Below are 19,595 nucleotides of genomic sequence, written 5' to 3'. Positions count from 1 at the left end.
TTTACTCCTCTTTTGTTAAAATTACTCCATTAAATAGTAAAGTAAAATGCCTTTCTATCAGATTGTCCACTTGTTCTTTTGGAGTGTTCTTTTCAATTATTAGTCTTATTATTAGTCCAAATGTCGATGTCCATATAATTTGAGCTGTAAGTTCAGCGTCACAAGGTATATATCTTCCTTGCTTTACTCCTCTTTGAATATTGTTACACAATAACTGTAAAGACTGTCTTTTTTGAGAAATTCCTTTTTCCAGTATTCCTATTCTATTTAATATAGAAGGATTATCATTTAACATAAAAGCCTTATATTCTTCTGAATACTCTAGCGCTGCTTTTATATAATTTGTAAATACTTCCTTAATTTCTTTTTCTGGCTCATCATAATTTATTTTTGCTTTTTTAATTGAATTAAGTATTTTTTTATACCCCTCCATCATTACTGACTCTACAATCTCATTTTTATCTTTAAAATAATGATATATGATAGCCGGGGAGTACTCTATTTTATTAGTAATTTTACGTATTGACAATCCTTCAATCCCCTCTTTTGAAATTATATTTCTCGCAGTATCCATAATTAATTTTTTTATTTCTTCCTGCTTACGCATTTGTCTTTCCTTACCCATAATCGTCACCTTCTTTTTTATTAAACACCGTTAATAAATTAAACACTGTTTAATTTATTATATTTATAAATATATATTATGTCAATCATATCTTTAGAAAATATAATTTATCATAGCATTATTAAAATTTTTTTGTTAACTGTTTCTTATTATTTACAATTATTCAAACTTTGTTAACTATCCTCTTTTCTTTATAAATAATGAAATTTCAGATGAAGTTTTAGAAATATCAAAAGGATGGTAAATAATTGAACCTTTACTTTACAGATTTATTTACATTTTTAAACTTGAATGATATTATAAATTATACCCATTTATTTCCATTAATTAAAAGTAAAAGGGGGGAACTTTTTATGATTAAACATTCTTTACCATTGATTACAACTACAGAATATAAAAATACTCTAAACACTTATCCCGTAATTTTAGTCCATGGTTTCAGGGGGTGGGGAAGAGATGAAGCCTTAGGTTTCAAATATTGGGGAGGGTTTAGAGACTTAGAAACTGAACTAAAAAACAAAGGCTATAAAATATATACAGCTTCTATTGGCCCCATATCAAGTAACTGGGATAGAGCTTGTGAACTTTATGCATACATAAAAGGTGGTCAAGTAGATTATGGAGAAAAGCATTCAAAAGAACATGGACATAATAGATTTGGCAGGATTTATCCTGGTATATATAAAGATTGGGGAGAAAGAGATAACAATGGTAAAATAAAAAAAGTTCATTTAATAGGCCATAGTATGGGTGGACAAACTATTCGTGTACTAGATCAACTTTTAGCTAAAGGTTCAAAATCTGAAAGAAGTTATAGCCACTATAGTATGTCTTCATTATTTTCGGGAAAAAAACATTGGATTTGTAGTGTATCAACTATATCTGCTCCCCATGACGGAACAACCCTTGCAGATTCTAACTATTTATTAGCTTATGCTAAAGAACTAACTGCTTATTTAGGAACGTTATCAGGGAACATGTTAAATCATTTACTCGACTTTAAATTAGAACACTGGGGATTGAAAAGAGAATCTGGAGAATCAGCCGTAAAATATATCCATAGAGTTTTAGAAAGTCCTCTTTGGGAAAATAACCGCGATATTGCTGCTTATGATCTAACTACTGAAGGTGCAAAAGAGCTAAATAAGTGGGTACACACTCAAGCTGATGTATACTATTTTGCATACTCAACAAAAGCCACTAGAAATAATTATTTAACTGGAAATGTGGTTTTTGATTCTCGTATGAATCCTTTCTTTTTATTATTTTCAAATAAAATGATTTATTATAGACGTAATGACCCTATTAAAGTTATCATAGGTAAAAATTGGGCACATAATGATGGCATTGTAAATGTTATAAGTCAAAATGGTCCTAAGGAAGGTTCTAATGATAAAATAGTAAAGTTTAATGGTCAATCTAAAAAAGGAATATGGCACGATATGCCTATGTTAAATAATATGGATCATGGCGATATAATAAATATCTTCAACACCTTTGGTAATGATATACTACCTTGGTATACAAACTTAATGGAACACTTAATATCTCTACCTGAATAATAAAATCTATAATCTCTTTTAGCAAATTAATAAAATGGGGTATTTTTGATTTTACTTCGTCTTAAAAAATATAATTGTTTGTTAACTATCCCCTATGATTTGTTATAATGTAAATAAGTTTTATACTAAAAGGTATTAGAGAAAAATAGAAATATAATGAAGAGGTATGGTAAATATATAATGAAAAAAGATATATTAGTAGAACAATTATATCCATCACTTGTCACAAAATGTAATAATTCTGATAAAACTTTTAATGATATACTCCTAATGGCATTAGATTCAGTAAACGATGGCATATCATTTTGTGATAAAAATGGATATTTATTATATGTAAATAATGCTTGTTGTGAAATAGTCGGGGCTACTAAAGATGAGCTACTTAATAAAAAAGTAGATAGTTTATCTCCAGATAAACCCATGTTAATAGAAGTTATTGAAAAGAAAAAAAGCATTATAGATGTAGAATATTTTTGGAATTTTAAAGGTAAAAAAACACATCTTATAAATTCGGGTTATCCCATATTTGATAAAGATGGTAATATTATTGGAGCCATAGATATATTTAGGAGTATTGAACGTTCTAGAGAACTTGCAAATACAATTGCAGGTCATCAAGCATTTTTCATGTTTGATGATATTATTGGAAATAGTAATACTTTAAAAAAAGTTATAAATTTAGCTAAGTCATTTTCGAAAAGTAATGAAAGTATTTTAATTTATGGGGAAACAGGAACTGGTAAAGAATTATTTGCCCAATCTATACACAATTATAGTAACAGAAAACGTAAACCTTTTGTTGCGCTAAATTGTGCAAACTTACCAAATGAGCTTATAGATAGTGAACTTTTTGGATATGAAGAAGGTTCTTTTACTGGAGCTAGAAAAGGTGGAAAACCTGGAAAGTTTGAACTAGCAAATGGAGGAACCTTATTTCTTGACGAACTTGGAGAAATGCAGATAGATATTCAAGCTAAATTATTAAGAGTACTTGAAACTATGTGTATAAATAGAATTGGTGGAAATAAACCCATAAACGTAGACGTAAGAATAATAGCGGCTACAAATAGGAATTTAGAAGAAATGGTTGAAAATGGTCAATTCAGACGAGATTTATATTATAGGTTAAAAGTTTTATATCTTGAAATTCCTCCCTTAAAAAATCGAGGAAATGATATACTTTTACTTGCAGATTATTTTGTACAGAAACTTATAGATAAAGGTAATAAATATGTTAAAGGAATAGATGATAAAGCAAAAGAAATTCTTATGAAACATAGCTGGAATGGAAATATTAGAGAACTTGAAAATGTAATTTCTAGATCTATGTTTGTATGTGATGAGAAGTGGATTACAGAAAAAAACCTCTCTATGGCTGGATTTAAAGAACCAAATTACGAAGAAATTATAAAAAAAGAATCAGTAATAATAAGTAAAGAAATTTTAATGAATACATTAAACTCAACTGAAGGCAACAAGAAAAAAACAGCGGAAATTTTAGGAATTTCGAGACCAACACTATACAAGTTTTTAAAAAAATATAATTTGTAATTAAGTGTAAAGTGTTTACATGTAAATACTTTACACTTAATATCTGTAGTAAATCCCTTATAAATAGTAATGTTTTAAAATAATAAAAAGAATGGCAGTGTAAATAGCTTTACACTGCCATTCTTTTTGTTCATATGATTAAATAGCCCTCGTAGTGGATAATAGCAGGCTTAATGGTACTTTCCTCATATTTTGGAGCGATTCTTGCAAGTAGAATATTTTAAAGCAAATCTAACAACTGAATTAACTTAAAGGAGGAACCAAAATTGAATAAAAATATTGATAAATGTAAATCTATTGTAGAAAAAGATAAAGAAATATATGCACAAGCAGGTAAACTTCCCTATTTCCCATTAGCAGTAAAAAAAGGACAAGGGGCAATAATTGAAGATGCTGATGGCAACCAATATATTGATATGCTTGCAAGTGCCGCTATGCTTAATACTGGTCACTGTCACCCTAAAATTGTAGAAGCAATTACAAATCAAGCAAAAGATTTTGTTCACTATATTTATCCTTATGTATATCATGAGCCACTTGTAGAACTTGCAAAGCAAATTATAGATATTACTCCTGGCAACTTTGAAAAAAGAATTATTTTTGGACTTACAGGATCTGATGCTAATGATGGAATGATAAAATTTGCAAGAGCATATACAGGAAGAAGTAAAATAATATCCTTTATTGGTTCTTATCATGGTTCAACCTATGGAGCCATTTCTCTTTCAGCATTAAATCTTAATATGCGTAGAAAAATAGGACCTTTACTTCCAGAAATACATCATATTCATTATCCAGACTGTTATCGTTGTAGATTTGAAAAAAAAGAATGTAATTGTAATTTAGAATGTATCAATGAACTAGAAAACGCTTTTAAGTATTATTTAGCACCAGAAGAGGTTGCAGCTATATTAATAGAACCTATAGCTGGAGATGCTGGGTTTATAGTACCTCCTAAAAAATACATGGATAAACTCTATAGTATCTGTAAAGAAAATGGAATATTATTTGTTGTTGATGAGGTACAACAAGGCTTCGGTAGAACTGGAGAATGGTTTGGAATAGATAATTTTAATATAGAACCGGATATGGTTGTTCTTGGGAAATCAATTGCATCAGGTATGCCTATGAGTGCTATTGTAGCTAGAAAAGAAATTATGGAATCCTTAGATGCACCCGCTCATACATTTACTGGTACAGCAAACCCTATTTCTTGTAAGGCAGCAATTGCTACTCTTCAAGTTATACGTGAAGAAAAACTTATAGAACGTTCAAAAACTTTAGGGGAGTATATGAAATCAAGATTCAGAGAGATGCAAAAAAAATATGAAATCATTGGAGATGTACGTGGTGTTGGAATGACTATAGGAGTTGATCTTGTTAAGGATAGAACTACTAAAGAAAGAGATGCTAATGCAGCTGCAAAAATTTGTTATAGTGCATGGGAAAATGGAGTATTAGTTACTTTCGTTTCAAGTAATGTTCTGAGAATACAACCACCACTTGTAATAAATAAAGAGCAAATAGATATATCGCTAGATATTATTGAGGAAGCTATAAAATCATACTTAAACAATGAAATTTCAGATGAAGTTCTAGAAATTTCAAAAGGTTGGTAAGCAATTCACATGAATTTTTAAGAAAATCCCGATACTTTATGAGGTAAAGTATCGGGATTCTAGGTCTTTACGAACATATATCTACATTCGTTTTATAATATTAGTTCTGTAAAATTTTTTAATTTTTCAAAACTAATGTTACATCTAAAGAGCATAACAATCTAAGTTACACTAATATAGATAGCTTATTACCTTACTATAATCTTCCGACTATAATAAAGCAGGTCACAACCTATACTAATGGTTTCCTCGACTATATAACATATCTCATAAACTTTATAAAATCTTTCGACCTTATAAAACCTATTTCAATACATCATATAATCTTAGCTCGACCTTACACTATAAGTTTCAACCTCATTATAATGAATTTATTTTTCAAAATTCACTATAATAAAGCTTTACCCCACAGTGTAAAATCTTCTCTCTGACCTTATATAAGCCTCTATAGACCTATACAAAATCTTTGACCGACCCATATATACCCCAAAACCCTAAGAGCATATATAGGTCTTGACTCAACTGTCATGTTCCTTATGCTATTATTATGTTCATTTATAAAAAAACAATTCACAATTATTCTTAGTAATTTTTTCTAAAAATAATTGTGAACTGCCTCTATTTTTGAATTACAAAATCCATTTTTGTTCTTTCCTTTAATACTTTTCCTGAAGTTGATTTTAAATCTTTAATGTATAAAGTATATGTTTCTCCTCTATTATAATTTTTAACAGGTGTTACACTTATTTTATTATTTTTTACAGTATCTAATACATAAAGCATAGGAACTATATTTTTATTACTATCTAAAACATATATATTTTTTTCAGTTATTGTTTTAATATCTAATGCCCCACTAAAATTAATTTCCCATGTCTTATTTGGTGAAATATTAGTTTGAGTTGGTTTTGACTTAAATCCCTCTGTATCGATAGTTGAAGAAGATGAATCTCCGATTACTTTTATAGAGTAATCTAAATCATTCTCAAAATAGCTTAAAGGAAACAAAAATACATGAACATAATATGTCCCTTTATCTAATGTTACCTTATAAGAAACATTGTCAAGATAATCAGGAACTAGTCTAGTATTTACAACTTCTTTTTCAGCAGCATCCACTATCTTAATTTGCATAAGAGTTGGGTACTTAGTTTTTATATTGTAATTATATAATTTGATTTCAACTGGTTGAGGTTTTCCTACAACAAATGAATAATAATCATTATCTAATTTAGAGGATATGGACCCATTATATTCTCTATTTAAATCAATTGGTGTAGCGTATTTTAATGAATCATTAGGCTCTTTTTCATATGTATTATCTGAAGAAAATTTAAGCTTTAATGAATAATTTAAATCTACACCTTTGCCAGAGTAAGGCTTGATTTTTACTAAGTATGTTCCTTTGCTTAGTGATATGTTTTTTTCAAAACTAGTATCATCTGTTTTAGTGATATACTCACTTATTAAAGTTCCATAAGTATCTTCTATACTTATCCTCCAAACTCCTTTTTCTACTCCTTCAACTAAATCATAAGAAAAATTTATTGTAATTTTTCCATCCTTATTTATATAAAATTTATAATAATCTTCATCATAATAATCATCACTGGTACCTGTATAACTAGTATCTAAATTTATATCATTAGCAGTTTCTATAGAACCATTAGGCTCTTTTTCATAATAATTTCCATACTTTAAATTAACCTTTATATCAAAACTTACAGAACTTATTGAAGCATATTTTAGAACATAAATATAGTAAGTACCTTTTGGTAAATATGTTGTATTTCTGTATTCTTCTCCTTTAGTTTGAGATGATTTTATTTTATATCCATTTTCATCATATAACTCTATTAATAAAGTTTTATCAGAATAAGCTTTATCATGACTTATTGTTAAATCAACCCGACCATCCTTGTCCATATTAAATTTATAGTACTTTCTATCATCTCTAAAATTTTTATTAGTTAAAGTTTCAGATACCCTTTTATCATTGCTTAGTAATGTGGCTTTATCCATATTACTTTGTGTTATAATGGCATGTGCTTTAGTAACTGGGATTAATGTCATTAAAAACGTAAAAATAATCATAGTTATAATTGAAATATTTCTAGATTTTTTCATTAGTTTTTTTCCTTTCATTATGTATAATTTTTCTACATAAGTATACAACAGCCTGTAAAATGTTTCAATATTACCTATTTCATATATTTTTCAACCAATTGATAACATCTATTTTTTGTTGATTCCCCTGATGAAGCAAGATAAGTTAGTGACTCCATTGTTCCACCTTTAAACTCTAGAGAATCTTTTTTAGCTTTATTATCTCTATAAGATATCCACTTACGCTGTTCTTCTTTTAATTGTTTCATGTCACTAGATGATAATTGTGACTCTAATACACCATATATTTCATTCAAAGAAGTATCCCATCTTTTATACTCTTCTTGAGCAGCTTGTTTCATTTCCGATGTTGATCCACTGTACTTAACTTCTAAATCTTTTAGCCCTTCTTTAATATTATCTAATTTATTTATATATAATTTTTTTTGATTTTTAGGCACTGATACTTGTGTGTTTGTTGTATTTAAATTTTTTTCTTTACTATTTGCTGTATTTTTATTACTTCCTAAATTTTTTTCTTCACTAATAATTTTATTATTTATACTATTTATTTCTTCTTTTTGTTTATCATTTAACTGATTTTTATTTAATTCTAAAATAAGATTTTTTGCATCATCATACTTGTGATTAGCATATAACGCATTTAATTTAATAATGTCCTCATCAATTGTTTTATTATCTTCTTTAGCTTTTTCTATTTCTGTTTTTAATTTATTTATATCATCTTTTATTGAGTATTCATTATACTTAGAATCAATTCCTTTAAGTGTGTTTTGTGCTTCTTCTACTTTACCTTGTTGTAAATATTCTTTAGCTGTTAAGTATCCATTTATAATACTTTTCAAAGTATTAGCTTCTTCATTTTTGCTATCTTTATCTAACACTATATCAAAGGAAGCTAATGCCTTATTATAATCTTTATTTTGAAGTGCTTCTTTTCCTTGTTTTATTGAATCTTTAACAACACTATTGCTACATCCAACTAATCCAAATATAAAAAACATGGTGAAAATTAATAAGCTTATTCTTTTCTTCATATTTCACTCCTCCTCTTATGTATAAATGATATTTTACATCTTTTTTATTAAAAATTCTACATTTCAAGTCAAATTATATCAAGTTATCCTATAATGATGAAAAATATAAACATACACTACCCTTAGTATATGTTTCCTTAAGCTTCCCTTACTAATAATTAAACTTTTACATAAATTATCTCTATATTGTATTTCATGCTATCTATCTTTAAAATTGTTAAATACCTCATATACTTTTTATTTTACAACAAACAACTCATATGCTATAATAAAGTTGTTTGTAAAAAATATAAAAATTTTATATAATATAAGAATTTCATTAGAGAGGAGAATGTTATGTCTGAACAAAATGAAAAGCAAAATATTAATTCAATTAATTGGGAGGAAAAATACTCTAGTTGGAAAGACTGGAAATGGCAGATAAACCACAGTGTAAAAGATATAGAAACCTTTGAAAAATTATTAAATATTAAAATAGATGAGAAAGAAAAAAATGATATAAAAGCGACAATGGGCAAATTCCCCATGTCTATAACTCCATACTATCTGTCTTTAATAGACATTAATGACTATAAAAATGACCCTATCTATAAACAAGCATTTCCATCCTCACGAGAGCTAATCATAAACAAATATGATATGGCAGATCCATTAGCTGAAGATAAAGATAGTCCCGTAGAAGGTGTTACTCACCGCTACCCTGATAGAGTTTTACTTCATATAAGTAATGTCTGTGCAATGTACTGTAGACATTGTACTAGAAAAAGAAAAGTTGGAGACATAGATTGTATTCCTGATAAAGAAACTATAAAAAAGGGAATTGATTATATAAAAAACACTCCACAAGTAAGAGATGTATTGTTATCAGGTGGAGATCCTTTTTTATTATCTGATGAATACTTAGAATGGATTTTAAAAGAAGTTAGCAGCATACCACACGTTGAAGTTATACGAATAGGTACAAGAACCCCTGTAGTATTACCTTACAGAATTACAGATAATCTAGTCAACATGTTAAAAAAGTATCATCCACTATGGATAAATACACATTTCAACCACCCAAGAGAAATCACAAAATCATCAAGAAACGCACTAAAAAAATTAGCTGATGCCGGAATTCCACTTGGTAATCAATCTGTATTATTAGCAGGTGTCAATGACTGTCCTCACATAATGAAAAGATTAGTTCAAAAGTTAGTACAAAATAGAGTTCGACCATATTATATATATCAATGTGATATGTCAGAAGGATTATCTCACTTTAGAACCCCTATTGGAAAAGGAATTGAAATAATGGAATCTCTTCGAGGACATACAAGTGGATTTGCAATCCCAACCTTTGTTGTTGATGCGCCTGGTGGCGGCGGTAAAATTCCTGTTATGCCAAATTATCTAGTATCTTGGTCTCATAATAAAGTTATTTTAAGAAATTATGAAGGAGTTATAACCACTTACAAAGAACCTGATTCATATAAAGCTAATTTATGTGATTTAGATTGTGATAATTGCAATTTAACCTTAAATTTAGATGAGGTGGAAGAAATAAAAGCTATAGGTATTGAAAAATTACTTTGTGATTATGATAAAGCTATTTCTTTTGTCCCAAATAACAACGAGAGATTGGAGAGAAGGAAGAATGAATAATACAATAAGTAAAATAGGTAAATCCATAATTCAACATGATAAAGAAAATGATCGTGTATACTTAATGAAACTCCATAAAGATGATATTTCCGATATTACCAACAGCTTAGAAGAACTATCAAAACAAAAAGGATATACAAAGATATTTGTAAAAATCCCTTCTGGTGCAAAATCAACTTTTTTTGAAAAAAATTACTGTATAGAGGCTATAGTTCCTAATTTATATAAAGGAAAAGATGATGGATTATTTATGGCTAAATATTTCTCTGAAGATAGACATGAAAAAAAAGATAAAGAAATTATTAATAATGTTTTAGATAAAGCTAAAGAAAATAAAAATACCAAAAAAGATTATCACCTACCCAAATACCTTAGCTATAGAAAAGCCTGTGCAGAAGACGCAAAAATAATTGCAGAATTTTATAAAGATATTTTTAAAACATACCCTTTTCCTATACATGATTACAAATATATTTTAAAAACTATGAATGAAAATGTAATTTATTTTACTATTTGGCATAATGATAAGCTTATAGCTATATCTTCTTCAGAAATGGATGAAGAGAAACTCAATGTCGAAATGACGGATTTTGGCACAAATCCTAAATATAGAGGTAATGGACTAGCTATTTATTTATTAGACAAAATGGAAGAAGAAATGAAAAACAGAGGAATTAAAACAGCATATAGTATAGCCAGATCCATATCCTATGGTATGAATATCACATTTTCTAAAAGTTGCTATACCTTTGCTGGAACTTTGATTAACAATACTAATATTTCAGGTGGAATAGAAAGTATGAATGTGTGGTATAAAGAACTCTAATAATAAAATCAATTATGTTATTGATTACTATGTAATTCATTTTATCAAAATAAATATAAAATAATTTTATATTTAAATTAAGTTTTTGTGGCTTGTTTTATTTAAAAATTTCAAATTTTAATTTTTCGATTATTAAAAAATGAGCAGAATAAAACTCTCTGCTCATTTTATGTTTATTTCATATCTATCCTACTCTAATACTCTACTCTTCTTTAATAATTTAATTGAAGGAGTAATTAATAAAACGAGATTACCTGCTATTTAAAACCTATTTTTAGTTAGCTTTAAAATTATAAACTGGCTTTATAGTACTTATGACATCTACCGTATCTATTATATTTTCTATTATCTCATATATAGGTTTATAAACCATTGGGGATTCATCTAAAGTGTATTGTGAAACACATGATGTCCATACTCCATTCATCTTATTTTTAAATTCTTCTAATGAAAGCACCTTTTTAGCTTGTTTTCTAGAAAATATCCTTCCAGCTCCATGAGGCGCTGAAAAATTCCAGTCCTCATTTCCTCTACCTATACAAATCAAAGCCCCATCTTTCATGTTTATAGGTATTACTAGTTTTTCACCCTTCTGAGCTGAAACTGCACCTTTTCTTAAAACCATATTTTCTATGTCAATATAGTTGTGTATAGTTGAAAAGTAATCTTCTACTTTCCATCCCATATTTTTTAATATTATATCTGCCATAGCCCTGCGGTTTGTTTTAGCATAGTTTTGAATTATATTCATATCATGTATATAATCCTTAAAATTAGCTCCATCAACATACATAAGTTCTTTAGGATTTTGTGGTGGATGCTTTAGTTTCTTTAAAGTTTTTTCAATTTTACTAGCTTTTCCACAGGCTTTTAATTCATTTATTATTTTTTCTCTTTCATTCATGACTTTATCTCTGTTAAAATTCTTAACTGCTAAATCTTGATAATATTTAGCAACTTGTCCTCCAAGATATCTACTTCCACTGTGTATAAGAACATAGTATGCTCCTTCAATATCAACATCTACTTCAATAAAGTGATTTCCTCCACCAAGTGTTCCAATACTATTTATAGCTCTGCTGCAATTAACATGCTTAATACATTTTAGTTCTTCTAAATTTATATCTTTTGAAAATCTATGAGATTTATCATGAATATTCATTCCATAAGGAATATTTTCTCTTATTACCTTATCTAACTTTTCAAAATCCATTTCTTTACTATCTATTTTTATAACATCTACGCCACATCCAATATCAACACCAACTAAATTAGGTACCACCTTATCTTTAATTGTCATAGTAGTACCTATAACACACCCCTTACCACTATGAGTATCTGGCATAATTCTTATTTTGCTATCTATAATAAACATTTGATTTAACAGAGTGTATAATTGAGAAATAGTTTCACTATCTATATTATCAGTAAATACCTTTGCTGAATTATATCTCCCTTTAATTTCTTGCATTCTTAACACCTCATCCAAATCGTATTTAATTTTCAAGGGAATCTATTTCCTAATTACATTTTTCTCACTCCTGCTTTAAATAATCTAGATTAATTTTAGCATTTATTACTATTTAATTCAAACTTAATAATTTAGGAAATTGTGTAGTTACAAAACTTTAATAAATACTAGGCTTAGTACTTAATATGTAAATTTTCATAATCTTAATATTAACTTAAAGAGAATATTACAAACAGGTATTATAATTTAAGTGTAATATTAAAAATAGTTGCATATAAAAGGAGATGATCTAATGTATTTGTATGATTACCATACACATTCTACAAAATCAACTGATGGACATAATTCAGTTGTAGAAATGTGCAAATCAGCTTTAGAAATGGGATTAAAAGAAATTGCCATTACAGATCACTTTGAACCTACTAGAAAAAATGAAAATTACTCTTTTTATGATCCTAAGGACAATTTATTAGAAATTTTAGAGACAAGAAATTTTTTTGAAAAGCATCTTAAAATTAAGTTTGGTATAGAACTTGGTCAGCCTCATATATATTCAAAATCTTCAAGAGAAATACTTGAAAATAATCCTTTCGACTATGTATTAGCATCTGCACATAAAATGAGCGATGATGTAGATTTCGGAGAATTAAATTACTCAAAGATAGACGTTGATTATTATTGCAGAATATACCTAAAAGAATTAAAAAAACTTGCAGAATGGAATTTGTTTGATTGTATTGCTCATCTAGACTTGGTTAAAAGATATAGTGCTAAATATGGAGTTGAGATAAAACTAATCGATTATAAAGAAGAATTAGAAGAGATATTAAAAATTTTAATTAATAACGGGAAGGGAATTGAAATTAACACTTCAGGTCTTAGACAACACGCAAAAAAATGTCTTCCCGATTTAGATATTGTTAAATTCTATAGAGAACTTGGAGGTGAAATTATAACAATAGGTTCTGATGCTCATTATGCTGTAGATGTTGGAAAAGGAATAAAAGAGGCTATTGAAATAGCTAAAATAGCTAACTTTAAATATATAACTATATTTAACAATAGAAAGCCTGAGTTCGTTAAAATAACAGACAATAAGTCTATATATTATACAAAAAACCAACTAAAATTAGCTTAATAAAAATAACCTACTATTTATAGTCAGTACACATAACTCCCTAAGGATGTGATTAAATGATAATTTTAAAAGATAGTAGCTACTTGATAAAAAAAAGTAAACGTGGATATATAGTAATTAATTTGGAAGGATATTATAAAAATCACAGTCACTTTAAAAACATTGAAGCAGCAAAAAAATGTATATACTTAACTAAAAACAGAATAATCCCAAAATCATTTTACATGATGGTGGCATGTCTAAGATTGTCCACAGATGAATTATATATAAAGAAGATACAAAAATTAAAATGGATAAAAGAAAATAAGCAAAAAATTAAATACAGAAACAAAAAAATATCAGCTAAAAAAACTAATTATGCTTCAGCATAGAAAAAATTTATAATTTACACATAGATATTCAGCCCTCTCTTAACCTTATAGAATACCTACTAACAACATATCTACAAATACACATAACCATCTATAGTACTCCGAATTTTATTATTTATGGAAATATATTTTAATTATCCTTTACTCAACTACACATATAGTGTAAAATTACACTATATGTGTAGTTAGGAGAGGGTTTTTTTGAATAAAACAGATTTTATAAAAAAGATAGATGAAAAGCTAAAGCTTATAAGAAATGAAAAAGAATTTACTCAAGACAAAATGGCAGAAATAATAGGAATATCAAAAAAAACATTGGTTCAGATAGAAAAAGGTAGATCAAGCCTTGGATGGACTGGTGCTGTAACAGTATGCACTATCTTTAAGGATTCAGAAATACTTGAAATGGCTTTTGGAGGGTCTTCTGAAGATTTAATACTGTCTATCGCCTTTAACAATTATGAAGAGAACTATAAAAATACTTTGGGTGGAAAAGTATGGTGGATACCAATTAATAGCAAAGGAATTTATAGAATACAGCAAAATATAATAACAAATCATTATAGAATCTTAGATAATAAGGATAGAAGAATATGTTCCTCTTTTGATCTAGAGTATATGGAAAAAAGATTACAAGAACTATATACATAAGGAGAAAATAAATTATGATTACAGATATATTTAGAAAGTTAATACTTAAAAAGAGAGATAAATTTATATTTAAAGGCTATAAAAATGGTATGGTAGATTTTAATAAAATAGAGGAAAATACAGGTTTATACATACATATACCCTTTTGTAAAAGCATTTGTCCTTATTGTCCATATAATAAAGTAGTTTATGAAAAAGAAAAGGTAGAAAAATATAAAAATGCTTTACTAAATGAACTCAATTTCTATAAGAAACATTTAAAAAACAAAAATATTTCTTCCATATATATAGGGGGAGGAACCCCCACTCTTTTAATTGATGAAATAAAAGAAGTATTAGATTTTATAAAAAAAGAATTTAATTTTAATGGGGATGTTGGGATAGAAGTATATCCTACAGAAGTAACAGAAGAACTCTTAAACAAAATACAACTTGCAGATATAACCCTTATAAGTTTAGGAATTCAAACTTTTAATGATGATAAATTAAATTTCCTAGGTAGAAGATATAAAAAAGCTGAAGCTACAAATGCATTAGAAAAGATAATTAAGTTTAATTTTAAATGTGTAGATGTAGACATTATGACTAATATACCTGGACAAACTATTGATGATATTGAAAATGATTTAAGAAAGGTTTATTCATACAACATTCATCAACTTTCTATATACCCACTTATAATATTTCCTATGACGTCTATGGATAGAATTATAAAAGAAAAAAAGTTAAGTAGGTTTAGTGAATTTGGGGAGAAAAAAATTCTTAATCTAATTGAAAATGTATCAAAAGAATATGGATATGAAAGAAGTTCTATATGGACATATGGTAAAGCTGAAAATAACAGATACACCTCTGTCACCAGGGAAAGTTTTATAGGAATAGGCGCAGGCGCTAGCTCTCTTTTTTCTAATTATTTTTATTTAAACACATTTAATGTAGATGAATATATAAAGTGTAACTCAATAGAATCTCCAACCCCTCCAATAAATCTAGTAAATACTATGACATCTAGGGAAAAGATGATATTTTGGATATTTTGGAGATGCTATGATGGGATAATTGATAAAGATAGATTTTATGAATTATTTAATAAAGATATGGAAAAGGAATTCAAACTTTTATTTACAATTCTTAAGACATTAAGAATGTGTACTAAAAAAGGAAATAAAATTTTTCTAACTAGATTTGGACAATTTGCGTATCATTATGTAGAAAAACAATACTCCATATACTATCTAAACTATTTATGGCATGAATCCATGAAAAGTCCTTGGATAGAAAGACTGGAATTATAAGGAGAATATATATGAAAAAATTAGAGTTTTTAAAGCTTGCTTTATTTGGAATAAAAACAATTATATTTAAAAAGAAGAAGCCTATATTAGGGACTATAATTTTAACAGATTACTGTAATCTTCATTGTAAACATTGTGCAGTAAATAATATAAACCAAATTATGAATCCTTATGAAGATATAGTAGAAGAAATGCAGGATTTTTATAATGATGGTATCCGAATTTTATTTTTTTGTGGTGGAGAAACCTTACTTTGGGAGCACAATGATAAAACTATAAGAGATCTAATTAAAAAAGCTAAGGAAATTGGATTTTATATAGTAAATATTGTAACCAATGGAACTATTGATTTAGATATCCCTGAAGCAGATGTTATATTTTTAAGCATTGACGGTAATAGACAAGCTCATAACACTATAAGAGGAGATACTTTTGATACTATAATAAATAATATTTCTAAAGCTGATAATTCTAATATTTGCATATACATGGCTATAAACAAGCTTAATTACAAAACTGTTACTGAAGTTTGCACATTGGCAAAGGAAAATCCTAATATAAATTCTATCTCTTTTAATTTTCACACTCCTTACAAAGGTACAGAAGACCTCTCCTTAAGTCATTCTGAAAAAGAAGAAACAATATATACCATAAAAAATATGATTAAAAAAGGCTTTCCTATTTTTAACTTGCAATGTGCTTTAGATAAATATCTAAAAAACACTTGGCAAAGACCTTGTTATCAATGCATAGTTTCAGAAAATAATAAAAAATATGTATGTGGAAGATGTGTCGAAATAGAAGGTTTATGTAAAGAATGTGGATATCTTTTTGCTGTGGAGTTTTCTATGTTGTTTGACGGTAATATAAAAGCTATATTGCAGATGTTAAAAACTTATTTAAAGTATGTGTAATTTTAGGTCATTATTTTGACACAACACCTCCATATTCAATACATCTATAGATTAATTTCACTTTCATTAGTATTATTAATCTAAAAAGATATTTCATATAAACACTTGTTTTTTTGCAAAAATAAAACTTCTTAAGGATTTAAATTTCTAAGTCCTTAAGAAGTTTTATAACTCTTGCCCCTCTGAGTCCTTTACACTTTTATCCAATAGTCTAGGCCCTTAGTAAAAGACATATCCGACTCACTGATAATTAAAACAAGAAAGTATTCTCTTTAAAAACATTAACTTTCCTCATCTATATATAAATATAATTAGTAATAAAATATTAAAAAGTTTTACTTTGAATATTCCTTAATTAATGTTTTTGTTACTTCAAGAACATAGTTTTGACAATACTCTCCTGAATTTCTATCATACTCTTCATTATTCACTTCACTATTAGATAATATTCTAATTCCTAGGAAAGGAACATTATATGATTTGGCCACTTGCGCTGCTGAAGCTGTTTCCATCTCTTCTACTGATGTTCCATACTTTTTATTAAGCCATTTGATTCTATCTAACTCACGGTTCCACTGGTCAGCAGATCCAATAACTCCTTCTACCACTTTACCCTTTTTATATAAATTTGCTACACTTTTAGCAGATTTAATAAGCTGAGCATCTCCTTCAAAATCTTTAAATTCCTTTATTTCTCCATTTACATTAACCTCAATATTCATAGGAATCCAATTTTCAGAGTGAATTCCTTTATTGTAGTCACCATGCTCAGATCTAAAAGCTCCAAAATTAACAGATTTTTTTCCTATAACAATATCACAACGATGTAATTGAGGATCATGTCCTCCAGCAGTTCCTTGATTTATTATTGCCCTAGGATTAAATTTTTCAATAGCTAACAATGTTGATGCTGCAGCATTTGTCATACCTATTTCTGTTTTAGCAATAACTACAGGAAATTTATCTATTGTTCCTTTCCAAAAAGTCCAGCCACCATATGTAACTTTCTCAGCATTTTGCAGCTGTTTTACTAAACTTTGTGTTTCTACATCCATTGCCCCTTGAATTACAATTGGCCTAACTGCCTCTTTAGTTTTAGAATTACTGCATCCTATAAATGCAAATGTCATTATAATTCCTAAAATTACTGCTAAAAACCTTTTTCTCATGTTCATCTCTCATTATCCTTTCTTATGTAAAAAATAATTTATTTATAAATCCTCTTTTATGTTTATATAAAGAGTATTCTTGTACCATAAGTAATGTTTTTAGATTAAATCTTAAATAATAAATCAAAATTTTAATTTCTATAAATGCATTACTCATTTGAATATACAAAAGTAAGTTTCTTAAAGCTATTCAATGTTGTCCGTCTAACAAAAAAACACCTTGTCCAAATTAATGGCATAAGGTGTTAAATACATCATACATGCATGACAATAAAACACTTATAGCCAAACTATTTACGGTAGTTGGTAGAAACTTTTAGCCCATATTGCTAAATTTATATAAGCGAACATTTTTTTGTATTTTTTATTAAATGTTTGTATTACACATTATACACTAGGTGTTTATATATTTCAACATATAATTTTATATATTTTAACATGTATTACAAATAAAAAACCCGTACAATAACCATGCTTCGTATGTATTTATATACAGTATTAAATATAATATATGATTAATAAACAAAATACACCTCTCAAAAGAAAGGTGTATTTATAATATTAAATTTAAGATATTTTCATCCAGATTTCCATATAAACAGCCTCTTCATTAGTATCGAAATATAGTTCAGCCATAAATGGTTCTGTAGTGATTTTTTTTCTTGGAATCCAGGTACTATACATGTACTGTACTGCCTTATCTAATGCATTAGTTGTAAGAAGATGAAAGTTTTCCGCTTCAAATGAACAAACTACGTAATTTCCAACTGGTATTACCCAATTGATAAATTCATTTTGATGATTGGTATCAGTTACTTCTGCTCCTACAAAATACTTAATATGCCCCTCTTTTTCACTAGGAGCACCAACCCCTATTTCATTACCACCCTGTTTTAAATTATCAATGGTATTTTTTTTGCTATGAAAATTGTGCCAAAGCTCAGCTAAATAATCTACTCCCGGATTATTAGGGAAAGGGGCATCTGTTGATATACCTGCGAAAAAACGAGAATCACTCAAATTTTTCCGACTTACTTCTAAAATAATACCATCAGCCACCAATGGTACGTCTTCGTCTACCAATTGATATTTCATAGATAAATCAGGTTTTGAAAAATGTGTTACTGGTCTTGGTTGCTTGCGAAAAGTTTCTGGTGTTAAACTGTAGGCTTCTTTAAAAGAACGAGTAAAAGTCTCATGATTTTCAAATCCAACAGTCATTCCAATATCAATAATCCGTCTATTATCATTTACTAAAAGATCTGCAGCATTAGCAAGTCGACGAAGTTTTATATACTCCTTAACAGGTTTTCCAACCAAACGACTGAACAGTCTTTGATAATAAAAAGGAGATAAACTTGCTACCGTTGCCAAATTATTAATCTCCATTTTTTTAGATAAATTTTCTTCAATATAATCTAAAGTCTTTTGAATAGATTCCCATGACTCCATAAATTAACACCTCCTGTAATCAGAATAACAAAATATCAACAACTTTTCTTGACGTACAATGCCTTTTTAAACTGATATGTGTATTATTTTATCTCATTACTAAATAATTTAAACTTATAAGAACCTAATCTTTCTATTTATAA

The 19,595-nt window shown here is 27.8% G+C and carries 16 protein-coding genes and 1 riboswitch; of the genes, 10 read left to right on the top strand and 6 right to left on the bottom strand.

Annotated features, from left to right (window positions below; genetic code table 11):
• Position 1 precedes the first annotated feature (1 nt).
• Positions 2–625 carry a TetR/AcrR family transcriptional regulator gene (locus OW729_RS01275; RefSeq protein ID WP_268059584.1) on the bottom strand — a complete coding sequence of 208 codons (624 nt, stop codon included), beginning with the start codon at positions 623–625 and terminating at the stop codon, positions 2–4.
• 353 nt (positions 626–978) lie between these two features.
• Between OW729_RS01275 and OW729_RS01270 the strand changes: the two genes are divergently transcribed.
• The 3 genes from OW729_RS01270 to OW729_RS01260 all read left to right on the top strand — a co-directional run bounded on the left by OW729_RS01270 (position 979) and on the right by OW729_RS01260 (position 5,357).
• Complete coding sequence (locus OW729_RS01270; RefSeq protein WP_268059583.1) at positions 979–2,187, top strand: esterase/lipase family protein; 1,209 nt, start codon at positions 979–981, stop codon at positions 2,185–2,187.
• 180 nt (positions 2,188–2,367) lie between these two features.
• A complete protein-coding gene (locus OW729_RS01265; RefSeq protein WP_268059582.1) occupies positions 2,368–3,738 on the top strand; it encodes a sigma-54 interaction domain-containing protein in 1,371 nt (456 codons plus the stop codon).
• Between the two features lie 266 nt (positions 3,739–4,004).
• Positions 4,005–5,357, top strand: coding sequence for an aspartate aminotransferase family protein (locus tag OW729_RS01260; protein ID WP_268059581.1), 1,353 nt, complete (start codon positions 4,005–4,007; stop codon positions 5,355–5,357).
• Between the two features lie 618 nt (positions 5,358–5,975).
• Here the strand turns inward: OW729_RS01260 and OW729_RS01255 are convergent.
• Together OW729_RS01255 and OW729_RS01250 are read right to left on the bottom strand one after the other, a co-directional pair.
• Positions 5,976–7,484, bottom strand: a complete 1,509-nt coding sequence (locus tag OW729_RS01255; RefSeq protein WP_268059580.1) for an Ig-like domain-containing protein — start codon at positions 7,482–7,484, stop codon at positions 5,976–5,978.
• A gap of 74 nt (positions 7,485–7,558) precedes the next feature.
• Entirely contained in the window at positions 7,559–8,521 is a 963-nt protein-coding gene (locus OW729_RS01250; protein WP_268059579.1) for a lysozyme inhibitor LprI family protein, read from the bottom strand.
• A 336-nt stretch (positions 8,522–8,857) separates the two neighbouring features.
• Between OW729_RS01250 and kamA the strand changes: the two genes are divergently transcribed.
• Both kamA and ablB read left to right on the top strand, forming a co-directional pair.
• Positions 8,858–10,165, top strand: coding sequence for a lysine 2,3-aminomutase (gene kamA, locus OW729_RS01245; RefSeq protein WP_268059578.1), 1,308 nt, complete (start codon positions 8,858–8,860; stop codon positions 10,163–10,165).
• Positions 10,158–10,991 carry a putative beta-lysine N-acetyltransferase gene (gene ablB / locus OW729_RS01240; protein ID WP_268059577.1) on the top strand — a complete coding sequence of 278 codons (834 nt, stop codon included), beginning with the start codon at positions 10,158–10,160 and terminating at the stop codon, positions 10,989–10,991. The genes kamA and ablB overlap by 8 nt, the downstream gene beginning before the upstream one ends.
• A 274-nt stretch (positions 10,992–11,265) precedes the next feature.
• Here the strand turns inward: ablB and OW729_RS01235 are convergent, their stop codons facing one another.
• A complete protein-coding gene (locus OW729_RS01235) occupies positions 11,266–12,462 on the bottom strand; it encodes an RtcB family protein (RefSeq protein ID WP_268059576.1) in 1,197 nt (398 codons plus the stop codon).
• Between the two features lie 292 nt (positions 12,463–12,754).
• Here OW729_RS01235 and OW729_RS01230 point away from each other — a divergent pair, with 292 nt between their 5' ends.
• The 5 genes from OW729_RS01230 to OW729_RS01210 all read left to right on the top strand — a co-directional run bounded on the left by OW729_RS01230 (position 12,755) and on the right by OW729_RS01210 (position 16,831).
• Positions 12,755–13,600 carry a histidinol-phosphatase HisJ family protein gene (locus OW729_RS01230; protein WP_268059575.1) on the top strand — a complete coding sequence of 282 codons (846 nt, stop codon included), beginning with the start codon at positions 12,755–12,757 and terminating at the stop codon, positions 13,598–13,600.
• A 56-nt stretch (positions 13,601–13,656) separates the two neighbouring features.
• The gene (locus OW729_RS01225; protein ID WP_268059574.1) at positions 13,657–13,971 is read left to right on the top strand and encodes a hypothetical protein; all 315 of its coding nucleotides are present in this window, start codon (positions 13,657–13,659) and stop codon (positions 13,969–13,971) included.
• Between the two features lie 201 nt (positions 13,972–14,172).
• Positions 14,173–14,622 (top strand): helix-turn-helix transcriptional regulator, encoded by a 450-nt coding sequence (locus OW729_RS01220; RefSeq protein WP_268059573.1) that lies wholly within the window; start codon positions 14,173–14,175, stop codon positions 14,620–14,622.
• Between the two features lie 14 nt (positions 14,623–14,636).
• Positions 14,637–15,917 carry a coproporphyrinogen-III oxidase family protein gene (locus OW729_RS01215; protein ID WP_268059572.1) on the top strand — a complete coding sequence of 427 codons (1,281 nt, stop codon included), beginning with the start codon at positions 14,637–14,639 and terminating at the stop codon, positions 15,915–15,917.
• 11 nt (positions 15,918–15,928) lie between these two features.
• On the top strand, positions 15,929–16,831 hold the full coding sequence (locus OW729_RS01210; RefSeq protein WP_268059571.1) for a radical SAM protein: 903 nt from the start codon (positions 15,929–15,931) through the stop codon (positions 16,829–16,831).
• Between the two features lie 335 nt (positions 16,832–17,166).
• Here the strand turns inward: OW729_RS01210 and OW729_RS01205 are convergent, their stop codons facing one another.
• Positions 17,167–18,000 carry a 5'-methylthioadenosine/S-adenosylhomocysteine nucleosidase gene (locus tag OW729_RS01205; protein ID WP_268059570.1) on the bottom strand — a complete coding sequence of 278 codons (834 nt, stop codon included), beginning with the start codon at positions 17,998–18,000 and terminating at the stop codon, positions 17,167–17,169.
• A 262-nt stretch (positions 18,001–18,262) separates the two neighbouring features.
• A riboswitch (purine riboswitch) is annotated at positions 18,263–18,363 on the bottom strand.
• A 204-nt stretch (positions 18,364–18,567) separates the two neighbouring features.
• Positions 18,568–19,452, bottom strand: a complete 885-nt coding sequence (locus OW729_RS01200) for an AraC family transcriptional regulator (RefSeq protein WP_268059569.1) — start codon at positions 19,450–19,452, stop codon at positions 18,568–18,570.
• Positions 19,453–19,595 lie beyond the last annotated feature (143 nt).

The sequence above is a fragment of the Clostridium brassicae genome (assembly GCF_026738875.1).
GTDB classification, from domain to species: Bacteria; Bacillota; Clostridia; order Clostridiales; family Clostridiaceae; genus Clostridium_H; species Clostridium_H brassicae.
The sequence above is the reverse complement of the archived record's forward strand: the minus strand, read 5'-3'. Positions and strand labels throughout refer to the sequence as shown.

Bases quoted from the DNA above. Each gene is read 5' to 3' on its own strand.
- OW729_RS01275 (WP_268059584.1), bottom strand. From the start codon at position 625: ATGGGTAAGGAAAGACAAATGCGTAAGCAGGAAGAAATAAAAAAATTA.
- OW729_RS01270 (WP_268059583.1), top strand. From the start codon at position 979: ATGATTAAACATTCTTTACCATTGATTACAACTACAGAATATAAAAAT.
- OW729_RS01265 (WP_268059582.1), top strand. From the start codon at position 2,368: ATGAAAAAAGATATATTAGTAGAACAATTATATCCATCACTTGTCACA.
- OW729_RS01255 (WP_268059580.1), bottom strand. From the start codon at position 7,484: ATGAAAAAATCTAGAAATATTTCAATTATAACTATGATTATTTTTACG.
- OW729_RS01250 (WP_268059579.1), bottom strand. From the start codon at position 8,521: ATGAAGAAAAGAATAAGCTTATTAATTTTCACCATGTTTTTTATATTT.
- kamA (WP_268059578.1), top strand. From the start codon at position 8,858: ATGTCTGAACAAAATGAAAAGCAAAATATTAATTCAATTAATTGGGAG.
- ablB (WP_268059577.1), top strand. From the start codon at position 10,158: ATGAATAATACAATAAGTAAAATAGGTAAATCCATAATTCAACATGAT.
- OW729_RS01235 (WP_268059576.1), bottom strand. From the start codon at position 12,462: ATGCAAGAAATTAAAGGGAGATATAATTCAGCAAAGGTATTTACTGAT.
- OW729_RS01230 (WP_268059575.1), top strand. From the start codon at position 12,755: ATGTATTTGTATGATTACCATACACATTCTACAAAATCAACTGATGGA.
- OW729_RS01225 (WP_268059574.1), top strand. From the start codon at position 13,657: ATGATAATTTTAAAAGATAGTAGCTACTTGATAAAAAAAAGTAAACGT.
- OW729_RS01215 (WP_268059572.1), top strand. From the start codon at position 14,637: ATGATTACAGATATATTTAGAAAGTTAATACTTAAAAAGAGAGATAAA.
- OW729_RS01210 (WP_268059571.1), top strand. From the start codon at position 15,929: ATGAAAAAATTAGAGTTTTTAAAGCTTGCTTTATTTGGAATAAAAACA.
- OW729_RS01205 (WP_268059570.1), bottom strand. From the start codon at position 18,000: ATGAGAAAAAGGTTTTTAGCAGTAATTTTAGGAATTATAATGACATTT.
- OW729_RS01200 (WP_268059569.1), bottom strand. From the start codon at position 19,452: ATGGAGTCATGGGAATCTATTCAAAAGACTTTAGATTATATTGAAGAA.